The following is a 21970-nucleotide window of genomic DNA, read 5'->3' as shown; positions in this document are numbered from 1 at the left end:
TAGGTCAAAAACAAGCCATTACATGGTATGATTAGTACATTGTTAGTTGTTAAATATAGGGGAATTCCCTTTTTATACATAATGCCTTCCATTTCATAAACGGAACGGACAAAAAAAGAGATATAACTAGGAGGCTTTTTTGCATGGATTCTATCCTGACGATCGTTATCATTGTAGTAAGCTCTATTCTAGTGCTGCTCATGATAGAGCTTGTGATAAGAAATCGTTCATATAAAGATATTGAAGCACTGGAGCAGTGGAAACAAGAGATAAAAGATAAACCTGTGGCAGATGAACTAAAACGGGTAAAAGATTTAAACATGACGGGTCAAACAGAAGAACTGTTTGGTAAATGGCGTGAAGAATGGGATGAAATTGTATCAACAACCCTTCCGAAAGCGGACAAAGATTTAGCGCAAGCGCGAAAATTCGCCTCGCAATTCTCCTTCCGAAAAGCAAAGCATGCGATGAACGAATCCATAAGTGGTTTAGATGACGCTGATAATCGTATTACAGGTGTTTTAAATGAATTACAGCAATTGTTAGAAAGCCATGAGAAAAATAGCTCGGAAATTGAAGGGTTACGTGATACATATCGTAGTATGAAAAAGAGTGTTCTTGCTCATAGACATATGTATGGAGCAGCAGAGCAGAAAATCGAAGAGATGCTAGACGCTGAATCTAATAAATTTAAAAGCTTTGAAGAAGCAACAGATAATGGTGACTACTTAAAAGCGAGAGAAATTGTTATTAGTTTAGAAGAAGGTTTAGCAAGTTTAGAAATCATTATTCACCAAATTCCAGATTTATTAGTAGAGTGTCAAGCGACGCTACCAGTTCAACTGGAAGATTTATTACAGGGTCATAATGATATGGTAAGACAAGGTTATGTATTAGAGTATTTGGAAATCCCTAAAGAAGTTCGTGATATGACGACACAACTAAACACATGTTTAATGGATATACAGGAGCTTCATATAACAGAAGCGGCTGAAAAAGTGGAAGACTTAAAAACTCGTTTAGATGGTTTCTATGATCAACTTGAGCAAGAGGTGCATGCGAGACATTATGTGGAGCAAAAAACACTTTCTGTTTATGAAGACTTAGAAGAAATACGTATCGAAACGATTGAAACGAAAACAGAAACACAACTTGTGAAACAAAGCTATCAATTGCAAGATAAGGATATTGAATCTCAAAAAGTAATTGAAAAGCAAATGCACATTTTAACGAAACGTTTTGAAATGCTACAATTACGCGTTGCTGAACAAGATATTGCCTTCTCTATTATTCGTGAGGAACTAGAAGAGGTTTATGAGCAATGTGAAACGTTAAAAGTACTTCATGCAGAATATAAAGAAATGCTGCAAACGATGCGTAAAGAAGAATTTGAAGCGCGTGAGAAGTTACAAGAAATGCGAAATACTATTTTCGAAACGAAACGCTTTATGCAAAAGTCGAATTTGCCAGGTCTTCCAGAGAGTATTATGGAAGATTTAAAAAGAGGGCAAATGGCAATGCGAGCTGTATATGAACAATTAGAAGTGAAGCCGTTAAATATGAACGCTGTAAATAGCAGTTTAGAAGAAGCATACACAACTGTGAACGGTGTAGCTGAAATGACAGAAGAGTTAATTGGACAAGCGTATTTAGTTGAAAAATTAATTCAATACGGTAACCGTTACCGCAGTCATGATGAGAGCCTTGCAGAAAGCTTAAATTATGCGGAGAAATTATTCCGTGAATATCAATACGATGCAGCTTTAGAACAAGCCGCTTCTGTACTAGAGCAACTTGAACCTGGTGTTGTTCAAAAAATAGCTGAATATGTAGACAATGAACAAACCCTTTCATAAAGGGTTTGTTTTTTTGTGTAATTTTGCAGGCGATGTTGCTATAATGAATAGCGGAATACAGCAAGGTTATTCGTTTCAAAATAAAGTGAAACTGTAATCAGTGGGGGATTCATCCTCCACTGATTACTAGTTGAACCAATCGGGCATTTACGGGCAGTTGATCTCCCACCTAACTTCTTTGCTCTAGTTGAACTTTGAGGTGAGAGTCTTACTGCCCGTTAATGCGGGGTAAAGTGAAACTGTAATCAGTGGGGGGATCTCACTAATTATTATTATTCACTAATCGGGATAAAACGGAACCTCTGCGTAGTCTTAGCGTAATGACACGTATTTATGATATGATTATATGATGTGATAGCGCTGAAAGGGGAAGAACGATGATCTATTTTGATAATAGTGCGACGACGAAGCCATATCCAGAAGCCCTTCAATCGTACGTGACGGTTGCTGGGAAATATTTTGGTAATCCTTCTTCTATTCATTCGCTTGGAGGAGAGGCAGAGCGTCTATTAACACAATCAAGAACGATTGCAGCGCAGCTTCTTCACGTTAAACCTTCTGAAATTATTTTCACATCAGGTGGAACGGAAGGGAACAACCTTGCGATTAAAGGGATAGCAATGAGGAATCGTTCGCGCGGCAAACATATCATTACAACAAATATTGAACACGCGTCTGTGTTTGAGGCATATAAGCAATTAGAAGAACTCGGATTTGATGTAACATATTTACCGGTTAACGAGCACGGTGTTGTATCGGTAGAGGATGTAAAACGAGCACTTCGTGAAGATACGATTCTTGTATCAATTATTCATGTGAACAACGAAACTGGAGCAATTCAGCCCGTTGCTGAAATTGGAACTTTATTATCGAATCATCCGAAAATAAGATTCCATGTAGATCATGTACAAGGGATAGGAAAAGTACCGCTTGATTTATATGCTTCTCATATTGATCTTTGCTCAATATCTGGACATAAATTCCACAGTGTAAAAGGAACGGGTCTTCTTTATATACGTGATGGCGTAAGATTAGATCCGATTTTATCAGGTGGTCAACAAGAGCTTAAGTATCGCTCTGGTACAGAGAATTTACCTGGCATTGTAGCGATGGTGAAAGCACTTCGCATGACAATGGAACAAGTGAAAGAGAAGGTAGCTCATTTGCAAGGTTTACAAGCGGAGCTTGTCAGCTTCTTTAAAGGGATGGAAGATGTGACGATTAATACATCGCTTGCATATGCAGCACCGCATATTTTAAATGTATCATTTGTTGGTTTAAAACCAGAAGTAGTCGTTCATGCTTTAGAAGAACACGGTGTATATGTGTCAACGAAATCAGCTTGTTCTTCAAAAGCAAATGAAGTAAGCAGAGTGTTAGTGTCGATGGGAGTGCCGCATGCAGCAGCTGCAAGCGCTATTCGTATTAGTTTGGCACCAGACAACACGATGGAAGAAGTAAAACAATTTGAAGGTATTGTAAAAGAGACAATGCCAAAATTATATGAAGTGATGAGGTAAAGAAATATGATGACATATGAATATATTTTAGTGCGTTACGGAGAAATGACGACAAAAGGTAAGAACCGTTCTAAATTTGTAAGCACATTAAAAGATAACGTGAAGTTCAAACTGAAAAAGTTCCCAAATATTAAAATTGATGCAACGCATGACCGTATGTACATCCAGTTAAACGGTGAAGATCATGAGGCAATCTCTGAAAGATTGAAAGACGTATTTGGTATTCATAAGTTTAACTTAGCGATGAAAGTACCATCAGAATTAGAAGACATTAAAAAAGGTGCATTAGCAGCTTTCTTACAAGTAAAAGATGATGTGAAAACATTTAAAATTACAGTGCACCGTTCTGATAAGCGCTTCCCAATGAAGACGATGGAGTTACTTCCAGAAATCGGTGGGCACATTTTAGAAAATACAGAGGATATCACAGTAGATGTTCATAATCCAGATGTGAATGTACGTATAGAAATTCGCAGTGGTTACAGTTATATTATGTGTGGTGAGCACATGGGAGCTGGCGGTTTACCAGTTGGCGTTGGTGGAAAAGTAATGGTACTTCTTTCTGGTGGTATTGATAGCCCGGTAGCAGCGTACTTAACGATGAAACGCGGCGTATCTGTGGAAGCAGTTCACTTCCATAGCCCACCTTTCACAAGTGAGCGTGCAAAACAAAAAGTAATTGATTTAGCACAAGGGTTAACGAAATACTGTAAACGTGTAACGCTGCACCTTGTTCCGTTTACAGAAGTGCAAAAAACGATTAATAAAGAAATCCCATCTAGCTATTCAATGACGGTTATGCGCCGTATGATGATGCGTATTACAGAGCAGATTGCTGAGGAGCGTAATGCACTTGCAATTACGACTGGTGAAAGTCTTGGACAAGTAGCAAGCCAAACATTAGATAGTATGCATACGATTAACGAAGTAACAAACTACCCAGTTATTCGTCCGCTTATTACGATGGATAAATTAGAAATTATTAAAATTGCTGAAGAAATCGGCACGTATGATATTTCAATTCGTCCATACGAAGATTGCTGTACAGTATTCACACCAGCTAGCCCGGCGACGAAGCCGAAGCGTGAAAAAGCAAATCGATTTGAAGCGAAATACGATTTCACACCGTTAATCGAAGAAGCTGTAGCGAACAAAGAAACAATGGTATTACAAACAGTTGAAGTAGTGGCGGAAGAAGAAAAATTCGAAGAACTTTTCTAAAACCATAAATTACCATATCTAAAATGTGTATGAAGTCATGTTATTTATCACACTCTATACTCACAAGGAGGTGATATAACATGGCACGTAGCACAAATAAATTAGCGGTTCCTGGTGCTGAATCAGCATTAGACCAAATGAAATACGAAATCGCTCAAGAGTTTGGTGTTCAACTTGGAGCGGATGCAACATCTCGCGCTAACGGTTCTGTTGGTGGCGAAATTACAAAACGTCTAGTTTCACTAGCTGAGCAACAATTAGGCGGTTACCAAAAATAATCCCATATACGATGGCTTAGAAAGAGCGGGTTTTCCCGCTCTTTCTTTTTGTTGTTCATATTAGTATAAATTTATTTCGACAAAAGCATAAAAAAATTGTCAAAAGAAGAGGGTTCAAAATTTACTGAAAATTCTTTATTATATAAGGGAGGCATAAAGAAAAAGGAGGATGTTTATGAAGAGAGAGGAATTGTTGGCACCACCATCTTATAATTTAGTTTCAGAAATAGAGAAATATACAGATGATAAAGAGAAGCTTGCTTTAATTTGGCAAGATGATAAAGGGAATAGACGAGAAGTTACATATTTTGAATTAATGCAAGGTGCGAACAAAATTGGAAACGCTTTTATAAAAAGTGGCTTACAAAAAGGGGACAAGCTCCTTATTATGATGCCACGTTTAATTGAAGCTTACATGACGTATATCGCTGCGATTAAAGCAGGATTTGTTGTAATTCCGAGTTCGGAAATGTTGCGTAAAAAAGATATCGAATACCGCATTGAACACGGAGAAGTAAAAGCCATAGTAAGCTATGAGCCGTACATTGGACAGTTTGATGATATAGAAGCAATGGAATCTCTTCAAAAATTCGTCCTGAGCGAGCAGTCAGTAGACGGATGGATCAATTTAAAAACAGCATTAGAAACAGAAAGTGACATGTTAGAAATGGCGAAAACAGATAAAGAAGATATGGTCTTTTTATCTTACACGTCAGGGACGACAGGAAACCCGAAAGGTGTCGTTCATACGCACGCGTGGGCATACGCTCATTTACGTACAAGCGCCCCAAATTGGCTCGGAATTGAAGAGAATGATGTTGTATGGGCAACGGCTAGTCCAGGGTGGCAAAAGTGGATTTGGAGCCCGTTTTTAGCAACTCTCGGTTCAGGGGCAACAGGATTTGTGTACAACGGTAAGTTTGAACCGAAAACGTATTTAAATTTATTAGACGATAATAAGGTGAATGTGCTTTGTTGTACACCGACTGAGTATAGATTAATGGCAAAGGTAGAAGATTTAAGCCAGTACAATTTAGAGGCATTACATAGCGCTGTATCGGCAGGTGAGCCGTTAAATAGAGAAGTCATTGAAACGTTCAAAAAGCACTTTCATATTACAGTAAGAGACGGCTATGGGCAAACGGAAAATACACTACTTGTTGGTGTAATGAAAGGGATGGATATTAGACCAGGATCAATGGGGAAACCAACGCCAGGTAACCACGTCGATATCGTAAATGAGGAAGGTATTCCAGTTAAAGTAGGCGAAGTTGGTGATATTGCAGTTCACATTGAAACGCCAGCACTCTTTAAACAATATTATAAAGACGATGAGCGTACAGCGATGCAATTCCGCGGTGATTATTATATTACAGGTGATAAAGCGAAGAAAGATGAAGACGGTTACTTCTGGTTTGAAGGGCGCGGTGATGATATCATTATTAGCTCTGGTTATACAATCGGGCCGTTTGAAGTAGAGGATGCGCTTGTAAAACATCCTTACGTAAGAGAATGTGCGGTTGTCGCAAGTCCTGATGAAATTCGCGGAAGTGTCGTGAAGGCATTTATCGTATTAAGAGAGAATATAGAAAAGAACGAAGAAACGTTAATTCCAACACTCCAACAACACGTCAAAGAACTCACTGCACCATATAAATACCCTCGCAAAATTGAATTTGTAGATGAACTACCAAAAACGATTTCTGGAAAAATTCGCCGTATTGAACTTAGAAAACAAGAGATGGAGATTCCGTCAAAATAATTTTGAAAACAGTGAAGTAAATAGTTGAATGAAATGCAAAACAATGATAATATAAAAACGAACACAAGTTCGATTTTATAAACTTAAAAAAGAGGTGTCCGTATGATTTTAGGTATTAATCCGTACTTAGTTTTAGATGGTAGTGGGCAAGAAGCTGTACAGTTTTATAAAGAGGCTTTAGATGCAAAAGTAGAAGTCATGCAAACTTTTGGTGACATGCCTGAAAATCCAGAATACCCGATTCCAGCTGAAGCGAAAGAGCGCGTTTTACACGCTACTTTAAAAGTTGGTAATACGGATCTTATGATTTCTGATACATTCCCAGGTCAAGGGCATGCAATCGGATCTCAAGTAACAATCGCAATTCAAATTAGTAATGCAGAAAAAGCAAAAGAAGTATTCGATAAGTTACAAGAAGGTGGAGAAGTTATCATGCCACTTCAAGAAACGTTCTGGAGCCCAGCATACGGACAAGTAAAAGATAAATTTAATATTGAATGGCAAGTTACAACGTCTACTACTGAACAAAAGTAATTTTTAGAAAAGCACCATGTTTTGAAATGGTGCTTTTTTTTATACAATAAAAAATAAAGGAGATGGGATATATGGGAGAAATTTGGTATGGCGGCACCATTTACACAATGAGAGAAGAAAATGAAAAAGTGGACGCTGTTTACGTTGAAAACGGTACGATCATTGATGTTGGAAGTAAAGAAGAGTTAGAAAACCAATATGCCGCGGTTACATTGCACGATTTAAAAGGCAAAACAATGATCCCAGGTCTCGTTGATAGTCATATGCATCTTATTGGGCATGGAGAGAGATTACTCCGTCTAGATTTATCAAATTGTACATCTTATGGTGAAGTGCTTACTCTTGTTCAGAAGCGAGTGGAAGAAGCTCCAAAGGGCTCTTGGATTATTGGAGAAGGATGGAATGAAAATAACTTTACAGATACGAAAGATGTTCACGCGCGTGATTTAGATGAAATTTCGAAAGAACACCCCATTTTATTAAAGCGAGTTTGTCGTCACGTTATATGGGTGAATTCATACATATTGCAAGAAGTGAACATAACAGAAGCGACGCAAGATCCAAAAGGCGGGAAAATTGGCAGGGATTCATCAAATAAGTTAACAGGACTTTTATATGAACAAGGACAAGAATTAATTAAACACGTTCAGCCTGAAATTGATGAAGCGTATTTACAAAGAGCTCTGCAAACAGCGATTAAAGATTGTTGGCAATATGGACTTGTTGGCGGGCATACGGAAGATTTAAATTATTATGGTGGTTTTAGAAAAACATATAATGCGTTTTCTCACGTTATAAAAGAAATGCCATTTAAAGCCCATTTGCTCGTTCACCATGAAGTAGCACATGAACGAAAAGAATATGAAAATGAACATTATATTGAATTTGGGGCAATGAAAATTTTTTCTGACGGTTCTTTTGGCGGAAGAACAGCATTATTAAGTGAACCGTATGAAGATGCGAAGGAAACGAATGGGGTTGCAATTTTCTCAAGTGAAGAACTTGCAGAATTAGTGAAGAAAGCACGAGACTTACATATGCCAGTTGCGATTCATACTATCGGTGACTTATCGCTTGAATATGTCATTGATGCACTCGAATTATATCCACCAGCAGAAGGGTTACGTGACCGTATTATTCATTGTCAGCTTGCTCGTGAAGAGTTGATTGAAAGAATGAAAAACTTGTCGGCTATTATCGATATACAACCAGTCTTTCTTTCCTCAGATTTCCCGTCAGTCATTGAAAAACTAGGCGAGCGTCGTCTTCGTTATGCGTACGCTTGGAAGACGTTACTGGAAGCAGGATTACGCTGCAACGGTGGGTCTGACGCACCAATTGAACAAGTGAATCCGTTTTTAGGCATATATAGCGCTGTTACACGCAGAAGTTTTATTGACGATGTATGCTATATGCCTGAGGAAAGATTAACGGTATATGAGGCTGTTTCTCTATTTACAACAGGAAGTGCCTATGCAATCGGAAAAGAAGCGAAGCGAGGGCAAATTACAAAAGGATATGAAGCAGACTTTACGATATTAGACCGTAATATTTTTGAAATTGAGGCAGAAGAAATGAAAGAAGTACAAGCAGAAATGACCGTAATAGATGGCCAAGTTGTCTATAGAAAAGGTATGTAAAAATATATGAGCGATTATTGAAATATATCGACTTACCGACAAAAATAGCAACTAATAGTTAGAGAAATAAATAACCGCAGAATTATGGGATGCCATAATTCTGCGGTTATTTTAATTCTATAAAAACGTTCTTTGTACTTTTTCCCAGAAAGAGTTGTTTTTTAATTTAACTGTTTTAATTTGTTTATCGCTTAAGCGTACAACAGCTTTTTCCACTTGTTTAATGCTAAGCGCTTCGTTATCCATGCCGATAACAGGATAATCGTTACCGTCTGGTCGTAGTTTTAAAGTTAATGTACGTTCGTGATTTAAAATGAACGGTGAACCGAGCGTACGGTAAGTGTTGTTATTTAATGATGCTAGTTCGCTTACTTGGAAACATGGGATAAGCGGGTCAACAACTGCACCATGCAATGATTTATTGTAAGCTGTACTTCCAGTTGGGGTAGAAACAACTAAACCATCCCCTCTAAATGTTTCGAAGTATAAATCATCAACGTGAACATCTACAACGAATGTTTTAATAATGCTAGAACGTAATGAGAACTCATTTAAACAATAGAAAGATGTACCATGATCTACATCTACCTGAATTGTTGGATATTTGCGCACTTCAATTTCATTTTTTGTAATTTCTTGAAGGGCTGTATCAATGTGATCAATGTGAAAATCGCAGTAGAACGAAGTTTCATCTTTCGTAGAAATCCCTGCGTATAAGCAATCTTCTCTAAAACCAGTTTTACGAACGGCTTGTAAGAAGGTTGCATCATCTCCAACACTGACGATAGCGTTTGCATTTTTTGAATGATCTAATATGGTAAATCCATTCTCTTCTAAAATACTATAGATTGGTTTCATTTTTTCAACGAACGTTGCCTTGTCATCACCATAAAAGAAAAATAAATTGCGACGATCTGCCATTATGTATCCCTCCACTGCAGTTGAATTTTCTGTTTTTCGTGCTACATATCATTAGAGTCCGTTCCCTGATGATATGTTCAAATAATATATTTCGATACAAATTGTCAAAATACCTTTTTATTTTTAGAAAAATTTTTATATTCAATCTTATAAAACTCTGTTTAACGATGAATAAACTTGTCGATAATGGGTACGGAGTGAAAGGATGATACGTATGAAGTGGCTCGTAATTGGAATAATAATTCTTCTCCTTTTTATTTTGCTTATACTATTGTCGAAAATATCGCTTAAGGTGACATTTTTATATTCAGAAATGGAAAAGCAATGTTTATTTCAAGTGAAAATATGGATGATTCGATATACATTTGATGTGTTGGAAAGAATTGAAAAACAGCAGAAAAAGACAGGACAGAAAATCGAAAAAGCTGAAGAGGACGGCGGACTAGATAATAAAATTATGGCGCAACTTGACAGTATTGGGGAACTGATAAAAAGGCTTCAAAAAGTTCATACTATCGTTAAAGATTTTCTCAAACGAGTGAAAATCAATGGTTGGAGATGGCATACGCAGATTGGAGCAGGCGACGCAGCTAGTACTGGAATTGTCACTGGATATGCATGGGGGACAAAAGGAATGGCTGCTGGAGTTGTCGGACAATATATGCATATTGTCGATGTACCAGAATTTGAAATTACTCCTGTTTTTCAAGGGAAGGGATTTGCATCGAGATGCGAGTTAACAGCATCTTTTCGTATATTTCGTGCTATAAAAACGGGTATCAAATTACTCACGTTTATGAGAAGACAAAGATCTGGTACGAATGAAAAATCAGTTCAAGCATAGGGGGGATATAAAGTGGACCATCCAATTCAAGGTTTAATGACAACCGCAATGCAGCATTTAAAACAAATGACTGATGTAAATACAATTGTTGGTGATCCGATTAAAGCGGCAGATGGAAGTGTAATTCTTACCGTTTCGAAAGTTAGTTTCGGATTCGCCGCTGGTGGAAGTGAATTTGGTAAAGTAGAACATTCAGGCCGTCATCCATTTGGCGGGGGAAGTGGTGGAGGAGTTTCTATTAATCCTGTTGCTTTTCTTGTAATAAATGGAGATGGTGTGAAAGTATTACATTTAGATAAGCAAACGCATGTCATCGATAAAATAATTGAATTAGCGCCACAAGCTGTTGATAAAGTGAAAGAAATGATGGATAAACGAAAAGAAGATGATCCTGAATTTCAAATTTAACGAATAAAGAAGCTAATCAATAGGTTAGCTTCTTTTATTTTTTTGTAAATAAAGCGATTTTATTTGCATTATCGATAGGGACAAACTATCATTTACATTGTACATATTTTGTTTAAATAAGGGAGGATTTTCAAGTGGCAAACGTAACTTTTAAAGGTAATCCAATGACTTTAGTTGGAACAGAAGTTAAAGTTGGCGATCAAGCGCCAAACTTCCAAGTATTAGCAAACGACTTATCTCCAGTAAGTTTAGAAACATACAAAGGCGAAGTAAAATTAATTAGTGTTGTACCTTCAATCGACACGGGTGTGTGTGATGCACAAACACGTCGTTTTAACCAAGATGCAGCAGGTATTGAAAACGCGAAAGTATTAACAATTAGCGCTGATTTACCATTCGCTCAAAAACGCTGGTGTGCAGCAAACGGTTTAGAAAATGTTGTTACACTTTCTGACCACCGTGACCTTTCATTCGGTGAAGCTTACGGCTTAGTAATGAAAGAACTTCGTTTACTTGCTCGTGCAGTATTCGTAGTAGATAGCAATGACAAAGTAGTTTACGTAGAATACGTAGGCGAAGGTACAAGCCATCCAAACTATGAAGCAGCATTAGAAGCAGCTAAATCTGCAAAGTAATGTGAAGGAAATGACCTCTTATAAAGAGGTCGTTTTTTCTCATATATCGCTGCGTAACGGTGCCGATATATGAGAAAAAACGTTATATCATATATAACTTGAGAGGGAGCTCTTTACAGGAGGTCGCTTTTTCTTTTTGGAAAAAATCACTTTGTGGTATGATATGAGTTATGTGTAAAAGAGAGAAGGAGGAATGTACGTGAGTCAGACAGTAGAAACATTATTTTCTATTTTTGATTCTTCTGCGGTAGTTTTACGTAAAGAATTAGATGTGACATATTTGGAGGCGCTTGTAGAAACAGGTGATAACTTGTTTGAGGGAGCGATTTTACAAGAGGAGTTATCCGAATCGGCAATTGAAAGGCTGAATCGTGAATATAGTACGTTTAATGAAGAAACATATAAAGGTGAAGAAATTCGTAAAGCATTTCAGTTAGCCATCTTAAAAGGAATGAAAGAAGGCGTACAAGCCAATCATGAAATGACGCCTGATGCAGTTGGAATGTTCATGAGTTACTTATTCCATAAATTTATGCAAGGTCAAAACGAAATTACAGTTTTAGATCCTGCAATTGGAACAGGAAATTTAATGACTACAGTGTTTAATAGCGCCAAAGAAGGACTAACAATGAGTGGATTTGGTGTAGAAGTGGATGAAGTGCTAATTAAACTTGCTTTAGTAAATGCAAATTTACAAAAGCATGCAATCGAATTCTTCCATCAAGATGGACTAGCACCACTTTATATCGATCCAGTTGATGCAGTCGTTTCAGATTTACCGATTGGTTACTATCCAAACGAAATCGGTGCAAGTGAATATAAATTAAAAGCAGATGAAGGAATGTCGTATGCTCATCACTTATTTATTGAACAAAGTGTGAAACATACGAAAGAGGGCGGGTACTTATTCTTCTTAGTACCAAACTTCATTTTTGAAAGTGACCAGGCACCAAAATTACATGCATTTATTAAAGAAACATGCTTTATTCAAGGGTTATTACAGCTTCCTGTTTCCATGTTTAAAAACGAGAAAAATGCAAAAAGTATATTTGTTCTCCAAAAGAAAGGCTCTAATGTAACAATGCCAAAACAGGCGTTATTAGTGGAGTTGCCTAAATTCTCTAACATGAAGGCGATGGAGAACATTATGGATCAATTAAATACTTGGTTTGCAACACATAAATAAAGTTGGGTATATGTAACAGAGTTAGTGATTCATGTAGTACAGTTTTATATAATATGTCATATTTTTAAATATATACTAGATTTAACTGAATTTTTTTGAAATCTGTAATATATATTTTTTCTTGGTGTTACAATTTTTTCACTTGAAATATATGTCGGACGATGTTTAAATTAAAATCGTGAGTATAAAATTTGCTAATGATGAAACGTTTTCATATTTAGTAAATTTGATTAGATAAAATCGAGCGGTTTGTGGAAACATCCACACAACTACCAAGAGAAAAAGGGGCGAAAGACTAGATGTCAAAAATCATCGCGATTAACGCAGGAAGCTCTTCCTTAAAATTCCAATTATTTGAAATGCCAAGTGAAACAGTATTAACAAAAGGTTTAGTAGAACGTATCGGTTTAGAAGATAGTATCTTCACTATTACTGTAGATGGCGAAAAACAAAAAGAAATTACAAACATTCCAGATCACGCAGTAGCAGTTAATATGCTTCTAAAAAAATTAACTGAAAACGGAATCGTTAAGTCTCTAGATGAGATTGGCGGTATCGGTCACCGTGTTGTTCACGGCGGCGAAAAATTTGCTGACTCTGTTCTAATTACTGATGAAGTATTAGCTGATATCGAAGAATTAAGCGATTTAGCACCACTTCACAACCCAGCAAACATTGTTGGTATTAAAGCATTCCAAGAAGTATTACCAAACGTACCAGCAGTAGCAGTATTCGATACAGCATTCCACCAAACAATGCCGGAATCTGCATTCCTATACAGCTTACCATATGAGTACTATGAGAAATTTGGCATCCGTAAATACGGTTTCCACGGAACTTCTCATAAATACGTAACTGAGCGTGCGGCTGAATTACTAGGTCGTCCACTTGAAAGCTTAAGCTTACTTTCTTGTCACTTAGGTAACGGTGCAAGTATCGCAGCAGTAGAAGGCGGTAAATCTATCGATACTTCTATGGGCTTCACTCCACTTGCTGGTGTAACAATGGGTACACGTTCTGGTAACCTTGACCCTGCGTTAATTCCATACATCATGGAAAAAACAGGCCAAACAGTAGAAGAAGTAGTTAACGTATTAAACAAGAAGAGTGGTATGTTAGGTCTTACTGGTTACTCTAGTGACCTACGTGACATCATTGCGAAAGAAGAAGAAGGCGACCACCGTGCGAAAGTAGCACTTGATGTATTCGTAAGCCGTATCCACAAATACATCGGTTCTTACACAGCTCGTATGAAAGGTGTCGACGCAATCATCTTTACAGCTGGTGTAGGTGAAAACAGTGCGATTATTCGTGAGCGCGTATTAGAAGGCCTTGAGTACATGGGCGTATACTTCGATGTAAAACGTAATAACGTATTCGGTGAAGAAGCATTCATCAGCTTTCCACACTCTCCAGTAAAAATTATCGTAATTCCAACTGACGAAGAAGTTATGATCGCTCGTGACGTACTACGTCTTGGAGATATTGGTTAATATATGAAAAGAAAGACGAGATCCTATAGGATCTCGCCTTTTTTCTTTTGGATGTATTTTAAAACTCCATCCGGATATAATATTTTTTCTTTCTGAATGAATGCCGTAATAGGAATCCATTTCGCATACGCTACTCCTTGCTCATCTTGTATATTTAATATTTTCATTTCATATAGTGATGTGTCTAATAAACGCAAAGAATATAGTTGAATGATTTCATGACCAATGCCCCCATCTAGATGAAAGACATTTTCTAAACAACCTAAATAATTGGTGATTTCTATCTCCGTATGAAGCTCTTCTTTAAACTCCCGAATAACAGTATGTGTTGATTTTTCACCAAGTTCAATGGAACCGCCAAGAGGACGATAATATGTTTCGTCTTCTGTATGATATTCTTGTACGAGAAGGCGATCTTGATGTACAGCAAGACCGAAAGCTTTTGCACGTGGATACATATAGAATCACTCCTTATTTGTTTTGTATAAGGACGATTATAATGTATGGTGTGATAAAAGTATCGTGTATTTAAGTGTGCGGTCTAACTGTAATTCCATCAAATAAGTCTTTCCAAAATGCTTCATTGTATTGGTATACATCCATAATAGGACATTTCATAACACAAGTATGTTGTAATCCCCAATCTTCTTGAGTGATAGTTGGTATATCGGCAGGAATTAGTAACAGGAAAGAGAATTTATGTGTAACTATTTGAGATGAAATTTGTTCTAGGGAACATGCTTCTTCGTATGTTCCTCCAGTTCGAATAAATAATATGGATTCTGCCGTTTCAATTGTAGTTAGAAAACGATTAGTTCGATGTTCATAGTTTAACTTAATTTCTGTATAAGAAGGCCAAGAAGTTGGTGTGTTTACATCTGTTTTAAAGTCATGACAGGATTCAATTTCATAAAGGTTGTCCCTTCATCTTAATTTTGCATCATCATCCCAAAATGAGATGAAGGATAAATTTTCTTAATTTAAAAAGCTTTCAAATCGATTTTGTAATAATAAATTTACTTTTGCTAATGAAGGACTTAGCATAAAATCAATAACGCCAAAAAAATGGTGATAATTCTAATTGATATAATGCCCAAGTAGGCCAGTAGTTTTGTCCTAAGCTGAATACTGCGTTATAATTTTGTTTTAGATTGGATAGATTCATGTGAAGCATCTCATCCTTTTTGCTATTGTTTTATGTCACTCATAAAGGGTATGTAAAAAGAGATATGCAAGCATATTTGTAAAGAATAAGCAGAAATATGTTACAATAGAAAAAAATCGAACGAGGTGGTTGTTACGATGCGGTCGAAGCGAGAACAAGCCATTTTAGACAATATAAAAGAATGGGAAGCGCAATTAGTTGAGCAAGAAGCGACCGATTTTCAAAAAGTGTTTGATAAATGGTTACATACTACAGTTGCGAAATTACCTGAGAAAAAGCGAAAAGAATTCTTCACGAAAGCAGATGGATGGCTCTTTCATTTGCATGCATTTATTCAAAGTTCACAAGCACAGTTAGATGCACGTAATCGGATTTTAGGAACATCGAGATTATTTGATGAATCGATTGAACAGCTTGAAGATTTGAAAGCATTATCTATTGATCAGTTAACATACATAGCAGAGCAGCAAACAGCACGTCATCGTCTATATTCGTTTGTGCAAGGCGGGGCGACAGGTGCTGGAGGTTTATTATTATTAACGGCAGATTTTCCGGTTATGATCGCGTTAAATGTGAAGGCAGTCCAACTTATTGCAACATCATTTGGGCATGATGTGAACAAGCCTTATGAAATGATGCTTGCGTTAAAGGTGTTTCATGCGTCATTACTACCAGGAAGACTTCAGCAATACGCATGGTACAATTTATTGCAAGAGCTGGAGCAAGAAGATTCGTTCTTTTATGAAGGCGACGAAGCAGTGCTACAAACAGCTTCTACTGAAGTTGTGTTAAAACAAATTTTGAAAACATTTTCGATATATGCTCTTCGTCGTAAATTATTCCAAGGTATTCCGGTAATTGGAATGGCAATTGGATCTACAGTGAACTATCGTTTAACAAGAAACGTTACTGAATTTGCAAATAGATTTTATCAAGTGCGCCATATAGTCGAGAGAGAAAAAAGAGCATAAAAAAAGCGAGAGGCCGAAGCCTTTCGCTTTTTTAATTTGTTGCATGTTTTTTGGACATTGGAACAGATACTGGCTGCTTTTCTGCTGTTTTTTCTGTTTTTGGATAATAAATTAAATCCAATGTTTTTGCCTGTACGGCAATCGAAAGAATAGTAAAAGCAATTTCTGTCCAATTTAAATAATATAATGAAAGCGCAAGAACAATCGCGTCAAAGACGAAGAAAATTTGCCCAATTGTAAAACGAGTTCGTTTACTTAATACAATTGTCAAAATATCGTCTCCACCGGTTGCACCGCCAAATCGCAATATAAAACCGAGTCCAATACCAGCTAACGCACCGCCAACTATTGCAGCTATAAATAAATTATTTGATAAATCTACCGTAAATGGAGAATAATTTTCCATTAAGGAATAAAATAATCCGAATGAAATAGAACCTAAGAATGAATAGCCAACCATTTTTCTACCTAAAAATGAAGCACACAGTAAAATAATTGGGATATCCATTAATACAGTTGAAATAGATGGTGAAATATCATAAAAGTTTTGAATGAATAGTGCAATTCCTACAAAGCCACCTTCTGTTAAGTGGTTTTGGAAGTGAATGTGATATAGCGCTGCTGCTAAAATAAATGAACCGATTAAAACCATAAAAATTTCTTTAATAATTTGCCGACTTTGGATGTTCCTCATCGTTATTCCTTCTTTCCGTAGTTAGTAGTCCTTTTTGTGTTGTAAGCTAACTACGAGCTCACATGTAGCTTTCAGTTAGTTTACGAAAAAACTAACTACGCTATATGTCGCTGAAGAAATAACGAATAATCCTCTCGTCCATCAATTCTCCCTACCTTCGTTTTAGTTTAAGTCTTAAAACGACTAAACAAAACGTGGAGTAGGATTCGTCATTTAGCAATCCTGCTCTTCTTTGTTTTGTTTAGTTAGTAACAATTAAGTCCTAAACAAAACGCTATGTGTAAGAAGAGTCTTTTTTTTGCCAAATTATCCTTCGGGCAATCATAATTTCCCCACTCTCGTATTTTTTTCGCTAGACTAAAGTATCTGAGCTGAAAAATACGCTACGTGTATGATTCGTCAATACGATGCCACATGCTCCTTCGAGCGATCATGATATCAAAATCCCTTCCTTCAAGATTTATACTATTATATCATACTTTTAAAAAATGTATGCGGATGGAAACCGACAATAAACGGAGGGAATCTACAAAAAATGTTATGTTTAAATATTTTTGTAGCAAAGCCTAAGTTATTTCAGAGGATTGGACAGTTTGTAACGGTTTGTCCAATAAGTAAGAAAAAAAGGGTTTTATTCCGTTGTGTTCTTTTCATCACTTTTATCTTTAAAAAACGCATCCCAACTAATTACACTTAAAAAAGTTAAAGCGATAATAACGAAAGCACGCATAAGCTTTAGACCTCCTTTTGTACATAGTATATGAATCATTCGATTCGAAATGTGTCATTTTTTTACAAGTCTTAACTATTATGAGAGTATATTAATATAGATAGATGAAGGGGAGAGTAAAGATATGCTAAAAGACATGTTTAAAAGAAAAAAATTAATATGCGTTTCATGTCAGAAAAAAATTCAATATGAAGAAGAACTTGTTGCTTTTGTAAAGTTGCCGAAAGAAAGAAGTATATTAGTTGGTCCATTTGATGTGTGTTTGGCGAAAACAGCACAAGAGATATATTGTAAATCATGTTACGACAAAAAAGCATGACCCAAAGTAATTGAGGGGCATGCTTTTTTCATTGGTGTGCTTTCCCCTCAGATACATTTTGAGTGAGTCGATACCAAAGCCAAAGGTCATTAATGATGGAAGCAAGATCGGCAATTTCTGAATTTAGTTTACAAGAAACTTCGAAGTCTTCTTCGTTATTTAAATGATGTTGTTTTGTATTAATATAGTGCTCAAGTTCTTTTATACGATCAGGAATTTTCCCGCGAATTTGTTCCCATTTTAGTAAAATAGCATGCTGCATTTTTTCGGGGATATCTTCCCAATCTTCTTGTAAATGTGGAATTTCAATTCCTAGATGATTATCGTATAAGAAATACTTTTCCATAAGTTCACCCCCGTTTTCCTGCTTATATTGTACAGAAAAACAGAAAGAAGTTCGACGAAATTGTTTGAAAAAATTTGAAAATGACTCTTGATACATTTTGTAAAAGGTGTTAAAGTGTGAATTATTATAAAAGAAAATGAATATTTATTCTTTAAGGGGGATGCAAAATGGAGAAGAAAAAAGTTGTATTAGCATATTCCGGAGGTCTTGATACTTCCGTTGCAATTAAATGGTTACAAGAGAAGAATTATGATGTTATCGCACTTTGTTTAGATTTAGGGGAAGGAAAAGACTTAGGGTTTGTGAAAGAAAAGGCACTTTCAGTTGGTGCAATTAAATCATATATGGTGGATGTCCAAGAAGAATTTGCGAATGAATATGCATTGATGGCGATGCAAGCACACACATTATACGAAGGGAAATACCCTCTTGTCTCTGCATTATCTCGTCCGCTTATTGCGAAGAAATTAGTAGAAATCGCAGAACAAGAAGGTGCAACTGCAGTTGCACATGGATGTACAGGAAAGGGAAATGACCAAGTTCGTTTTGAAGTTTCTATCCAAGCATTAAATCCTTACTTAGAAGTAATTGCGCCTGTACGTGAATGGAAGTGGTCACGTGAAGAAGAAATTGCATATGCAAAAGAAAACGATGTACCAATTCCGATTCATTTAGATAGCCCGTTTTCAATCGATCAAAACTTATGGGGACGCAGCAACGAATGTGGAATTTTAGAAGATCCATGGGCAGCACCACCAGAAGAGGCATATGAAATGACATTAGCATTAGAAGATACACCGAATAAGCCAGAGTTTGTAGAAATCGGATTTGAAGCAGGTGTACCGACGACTTTGAATGGTACTGCATATTCACTTGCAGAATTAATTAAAACGTTAAATGCACTTGCTGGAAAACATGGCGTTGGACGTATCGATCACGTAGAAAATCGTCTTGTCGGTATTAAATCTCGTGAAGTATACGAATGCCCAGCAGCAATGACGTTAATCACTGCGCATAAAGAGTTGGAAGATTTAACACACGTAAAAGAAGTAGCGCATTTTAAACCAGTGATTGAACAGAAAATAACAGAACTTATTTATAACGGTTTATGGTTCTCTCCTTTAAAACAAGCGCTTCATGCATTTTTACAAGAAACGCAAAAGAATGTAACAGGTACAGTGCGTGTAAAATTATTTAAAGGTCATGCGATTGTAGAAGGACGTAAATCTGAATACTCTTTATACGATGAAAAATTAGCAACATATACTGCCCAGGACGAATTTAATCATGATGCAGCAGTTGGATTCATTTCATTATTTGGTTTACCGACGAAAGTATACAGCCAAGTGAATCAAAAGAAGGTGGAAGCGTGAGCAAACTTTGGGGCGGACGTTTTACGGAAGAAGCGGAAGCGTGGGTTGAAGAGTTTGGAGCATCCATCTCCTTCGATCAACAATTAGTAAATCAAGATATAAAAGGGAGTATTGCACACGTAACGATGCTAGCAAAGCAAGGCATCGTTACGAAAGAAGAGGCAGAGAAAATAAAGATAGGTCTTCAATATTTATTGAAAGAAGCAAAAGAGAATAAGCTACAATTTTCAGTAGAAGCAGAAGATATTCATTTAAATATCGAAAAGATGCTAATTGAACAAATTGGCGAAGTAGGAGGGAAACTTCATACAGGCCGAAGCCGTAATGATCAAGTAGCAACGGATATGCATTTGTATTTAAAAGAAAAGATAGAACATATTATAAAAGCTACAAAGCAATTGCAAACTGTTCTTGTTCATCAAGCAGAAAATAATATTGAAACGATTATGCCTGGCTATACGCATTTGCAACGTGCCCAGCCGATTTCATTTGCTCATCATATTCTCGCTTACTTTTGGATGTTAGAGCGTGATGTGAATCGTTATGAAGATTCATTAAAGCGTATTAATATCTCCCCATTAGGAGCAGGAGCGCTAGCTGGGACGACATTCCCGATTGACCGAGAATATAGTGCGGAGCTTCTTGGATTTAATGGAATATATGAAAATAGTTTAGATGCAGTAAGTGATCGTGATTTCATCCTGGAGTTTTTAAGTAACTCATCTATGCTTATGATGCACTTATCGCGCTTTTGTGAAGAACTTATTTTATGGAGTAGCCAAGAGTTTCAATTTATTGAAATGAGCGATCAATACGCAACTGGAAGCAGCATTATGCCGCAAAAGAAAAATCCGGATATGGCGGAACTAATCCGTGGTAAAACAGGCAGAGTATACGGTAATTTATTCAGTTTACTTACAGTAATGAAAGGATTACCGCTCGCTTACAATAAAGACTTGCAAGAAGATAAAGAAGGAATGTTTGATACAGTAAAAACAGTAGAAGGATGCCTTCATATTATGGCGGGCATGCTTGAAACGATGACTGTAAACAAAGAAAAAATGGGGCAAGCTGTGACGCAAGATTTCTCCAACGCAACAGAAATTGCCGACTATTTAGCAAACAAAGGACTACCATTCCGTCAAGCTCATGAAATTGTTGGGAAGTTAGTGCTATATTGCACACAAAAAGGAATTTATTTATTAGATGTCTCGCTTGAAACATATAAAGAAATGAGCTCTTTATTTGAAGAAGATTTGTATGAAGTTCTTTCACCATATGCGGCTGTAAAGCGCCGTAATAGTGCTGGTGGGACAGGGTTTGAACAAATCAAAAACGCTTTGGAAAAGGCGAAGGGGTTAACGAAAGAAGTTATTAAGAATTGAGTTGGGAAGTACGCCAGTCTATTAAAGTCTGGCGTACTTTATTTTTTACTAGCATTTAAGTTACAATGTAGTGAAAAATAACAATTTAGGGGAAGTCTATGAAGAAAATAGTGTTTATTATTGTACTGTTAATTAGCTTAATTGCAAATGCTAAAGTGTTTCTTTTGGACAAATATATGTATGTTGGTGAAAAAGAAAAGCGAGAAGAAGCGATTATCGCAACGATGTGGCATTTGCAAGATAAAGGATATAAAGAAAGTGATATTGCATACATAAAACCAGCCTTTTATAGCAAAATTGGTTCATACGGTATGAATGTGCAGTTTAAAGATGAACCAAATGAATCATATACATATAGAGTTTTAAAAGATGAGAAAACAAATAAACTAACTGTACACCAGGATAGCAATGAGCCAGGTGGTATGGGCGGGAAGCATCAAGAGCTTAAATAAAAAAACGACTGATGGCATTCGCCTGCAGTCGTTTTTCTTTTAATCATACTTATGTCGATCTTCTGTAATTCGAATATACTCAATATCCATCAAATCACGAAGTAATGCACCGTTACTTAGTTCAACGCCATGTTTCTCTTTAAAATGAGTGCGAATCGTATCTAGCATTTCAATTTCTTTGCCGTTCACGTCTAAAATAATGCGTTCAGAATCATCCATATAGCATCCTCCTTTTTT

At 36.6% G+C, this 21970-nt stretch carries 22 protein-coding genes and 1 pseudogene; 17 read left to right on the top strand and 6 right to left on the bottom strand.

Annotated features, from left to right (window positions below; translation table 11 throughout):
- Positions 1-143 precede the first annotated feature (143 nt).
- The 7 genes from ezrA to MHI26_RS23795 all read left to right on the top strand — a co-directional run bounded on the left by ezrA (position 144) and on the right by MHI26_RS23795 (position 8811).
- The gene (gene ezrA, locus MHI26_RS23825) at positions 144-1856 is read left to right on the top strand and encodes a septation ring formation regulator EzrA (protein WP_061666054.1); all 1713 of its coding nucleotides are present in this window, start codon (positions 144-146) and stop codon (positions 1854-1856) included.
- 377 nt (positions 1857-2233) lie between these two features.
- Positions 2234-3376, top strand: coding sequence for a cysteine desulfurase family protein (locus MHI26_RS23820; protein WP_000638975.1), 1143 nt, complete (start codon positions 2234-2236; stop codon positions 3374-3376).
- A 6-nt stretch (positions 3377-3382) separates the two neighbouring features.
- On the top strand, positions 3383-4597 hold the full coding sequence (gene thiI / locus MHI26_RS23815; RefSeq protein ID WP_000989272.1) for a tRNA uracil 4-sulfurtransferase ThiI: 1215 nt from the start codon (positions 3383-3385) through the stop codon (positions 4595-4597).
- A gap of 80 nt (positions 4598-4677) precedes the next feature.
- Positions 4678-4875, top strand: a complete 198-nt coding sequence (locus MHI26_RS23810) for an alpha/beta-type small acid-soluble spore protein (RefSeq protein ID WP_000124491.1) — start codon at positions 4678-4680, stop codon at positions 4873-4875.
- Between the two features lie 175 nt (positions 4876-5050).
- Positions 5051-6637 carry an acyl-CoA synthetase MbcS gene (mbcS, locus tag MHI26_RS23805; protein WP_000817725.1) on the top strand — a complete coding sequence of 529 codons (1587 nt, stop codon included), beginning with the start codon at positions 5051-5053 and terminating at the stop codon, positions 6635-6637.
- 102 nt (positions 6638-6739) lie between these two features.
- Complete coding sequence (locus tag MHI26_RS23800) at positions 6740-7171, top strand: VOC family protein (protein WP_000600350.1); 432 nt, start codon at positions 6740-6742, stop codon at positions 7169-7171.
- A gap of 71 nt (positions 7172-7242) precedes the next feature.
- Entirely contained in the window at positions 7243-8811 is a 1569-nt protein-coding gene (locus tag MHI26_RS23795; protein WP_061666055.1) for an amidohydrolase, read from the top strand.
- Positions 8812-8928: 117 nt separating this feature from the next.
- Here MHI26_RS23795 and MHI26_RS23790 read toward each other — a convergent pair whose 3' ends face one another.
- Complete coding sequence (locus MHI26_RS23790; RefSeq protein ID WP_000785175.1) at positions 8929-9732, bottom strand: NAD kinase; 804 nt, start codon at positions 9730-9732, stop codon at positions 8929-8931.
- Positions 9733-9937: 205 nt separating this feature from the next.
- Between MHI26_RS23790 and MHI26_RS23785 the strand changes: the two genes are divergently transcribed.
- The 5 genes from MHI26_RS23785 to ackA all read left to right on the top strand — a co-directional run bounded on the left by MHI26_RS23785 (position 9938) and on the right by ackA (position 14298).
- Positions 9938-10576 (top strand): DUF2953 domain-containing protein, encoded by a 639-nt coding sequence (locus MHI26_RS23785; RefSeq protein ID WP_042972715.1) that lies wholly within the window; start codon positions 9938-9940, stop codon positions 10574-10576.
- Positions 10577-10588: 12 nt separating this feature from the next.
- Positions 10589-10984 carry a GerW family sporulation protein gene (gene ytfJ, locus MHI26_RS23780; protein ID WP_000350003.1) on the top strand — a complete coding sequence of 132 codons (396 nt, stop codon included), beginning with the start codon at positions 10589-10591 and terminating at the stop codon, positions 10982-10984.
- A gap of 134 nt (positions 10985-11118) precedes the next feature.
- Positions 11119-11619, top strand: a complete 501-nt coding sequence (tpx, locus tag MHI26_RS23775; protein ID WP_000024527.1) for a thiol peroxidase — start codon at positions 11119-11121, stop codon at positions 11617-11619.
- Between the two features lie 199 nt (positions 11620-11818).
- Positions 11819-12805 carry a class I SAM-dependent methyltransferase gene (locus tag MHI26_RS23770; protein WP_000084365.1) on the top strand — a complete coding sequence of 329 codons (987 nt, stop codon included), beginning with the start codon at positions 11819-11821 and terminating at the stop codon, positions 12803-12805.
- A gap of 299 nt (positions 12806-13104) precedes the next feature.
- Positions 13105-14298, top strand: coding sequence for an acetate kinase (ackA, locus tag MHI26_RS23765; RefSeq protein WP_000034570.1), 1194 nt, complete (start codon positions 13105-13107; stop codon positions 14296-14298).
- 23 nt (positions 14299-14321) lie between these two features.
- On the opposite strand, the gene MHI26_RS23760 is transcribed toward ackA, so the two are convergent.
- Positions 14322-14756: an NUDIX hydrolase gene (locus MHI26_RS23760; protein ID WP_000283496.1), complete on the bottom strand. Its 435-nt coding sequence runs from the start codon at positions 14754-14756 to the stop codon at positions 14322-14324.
- A gap of 70 nt (positions 14757-14826) precedes the next feature.
- Positions 14827-15463: pseudogene (locus tag MHI26_RS23755) on the bottom strand (DUF1796 family putative cysteine peptidase).
- 137 nt (positions 15464-15600) lie between these two features.
- On the opposite strand from MHI26_RS23755, the gene MHI26_RS23750 reads away from it, so the two are divergent.
- Positions 15601-16434 (top strand): EcsC family protein, encoded by an 834-nt coding sequence (locus MHI26_RS23750; protein ID WP_061666056.1) that lies wholly within the window; start codon positions 15601-15603, stop codon positions 16432-16434.
- A gap of 31 nt (positions 16435-16465) precedes the next feature.
- Here MHI26_RS23750 and MHI26_RS23745 read toward each other — a convergent pair whose 3' ends face one another.
- Positions 16466-17128 (bottom strand): YitT family protein, encoded by a 663-nt coding sequence (locus MHI26_RS23745; protein WP_001244514.1) that lies wholly within the window; start codon positions 17126-17128, stop codon positions 16466-16468.
- Positions 17129-17982: 854 nt separating this feature from the next.
- On the opposite strand from MHI26_RS23745, the gene MHI26_RS23740 reads away from it, so the two are divergent.
- Entirely contained in the window at positions 17983-18177 is a 195-nt protein-coding gene (locus MHI26_RS23740; RefSeq protein ID WP_000910294.1) for a hypothetical protein, read from the top strand.
- A gap of 28 nt (positions 18178-18205) precedes the next feature.
- On the opposite strand, the gene MHI26_RS23735 is transcribed toward MHI26_RS23740, so the two are convergent.
- Entirely contained in the window at positions 18206-18523 is a 318-nt protein-coding gene (locus MHI26_RS23735) for a hypothetical protein (RefSeq protein WP_000417222.1), read from the bottom strand.
- 167 nt (positions 18524-18690) lie between these two features.
- On the opposite strand from MHI26_RS23735, the gene MHI26_RS23730 reads away from it, so the two are divergent.
- From MHI26_RS23730 to MHI26_RS23720, 3 genes are all read left to right on the top strand, one after another.
- Positions 18691-19896 (top strand): argininosuccinate synthase, encoded by a 1206-nt coding sequence (locus MHI26_RS23730; RefSeq protein ID WP_000412339.1) that lies wholly within the window; start codon positions 18691-18693, stop codon positions 19894-19896.
- On the top strand, positions 19893-21281 hold the full coding sequence (argH, locus tag MHI26_RS23725) for an argininosuccinate lyase (RefSeq protein WP_061666057.1): 1389 nt from the start codon (positions 19893-19895) through the stop codon (positions 21279-21281). The genes MHI26_RS23730 and argH overlap by 4 nt, the downstream gene beginning before the upstream one ends.
- A 98-nt stretch (positions 21282-21379) precedes the next feature.
- A complete protein-coding gene (locus MHI26_RS23720) occupies positions 21380-21733 on the top strand; it encodes a DUF3139 domain-containing protein (RefSeq protein WP_000724670.1) in 354 nt (117 codons plus the stop codon).
- Between the two features lie 39 nt (positions 21734-21772).
- On the opposite strand, the gene MHI26_RS23715 is transcribed toward MHI26_RS23720, so the two are convergent.
- Entirely contained in the window at positions 21773-21952 is a 180-nt protein-coding gene (locus MHI26_RS23715) for a hypothetical protein (RefSeq protein ID WP_000342760.1), read from the bottom strand.
- Between the last annotated feature and the right edge of the window lie 18 nt (positions 21953-21970).

Source organism: Bacillus sp. FSL K6-1218 (assembly GCF_038006445.1).
GTDB lineage: Bacteria > Bacillota > Bacilli > Bacillales > Bacillaceae_G > Bacillus_A > Bacillus_A thuringiensis_S.
Note: the sequence above shows the minus strand (reverse complement) of the source record. Positions and strands in the feature narration are given on the sequence as shown.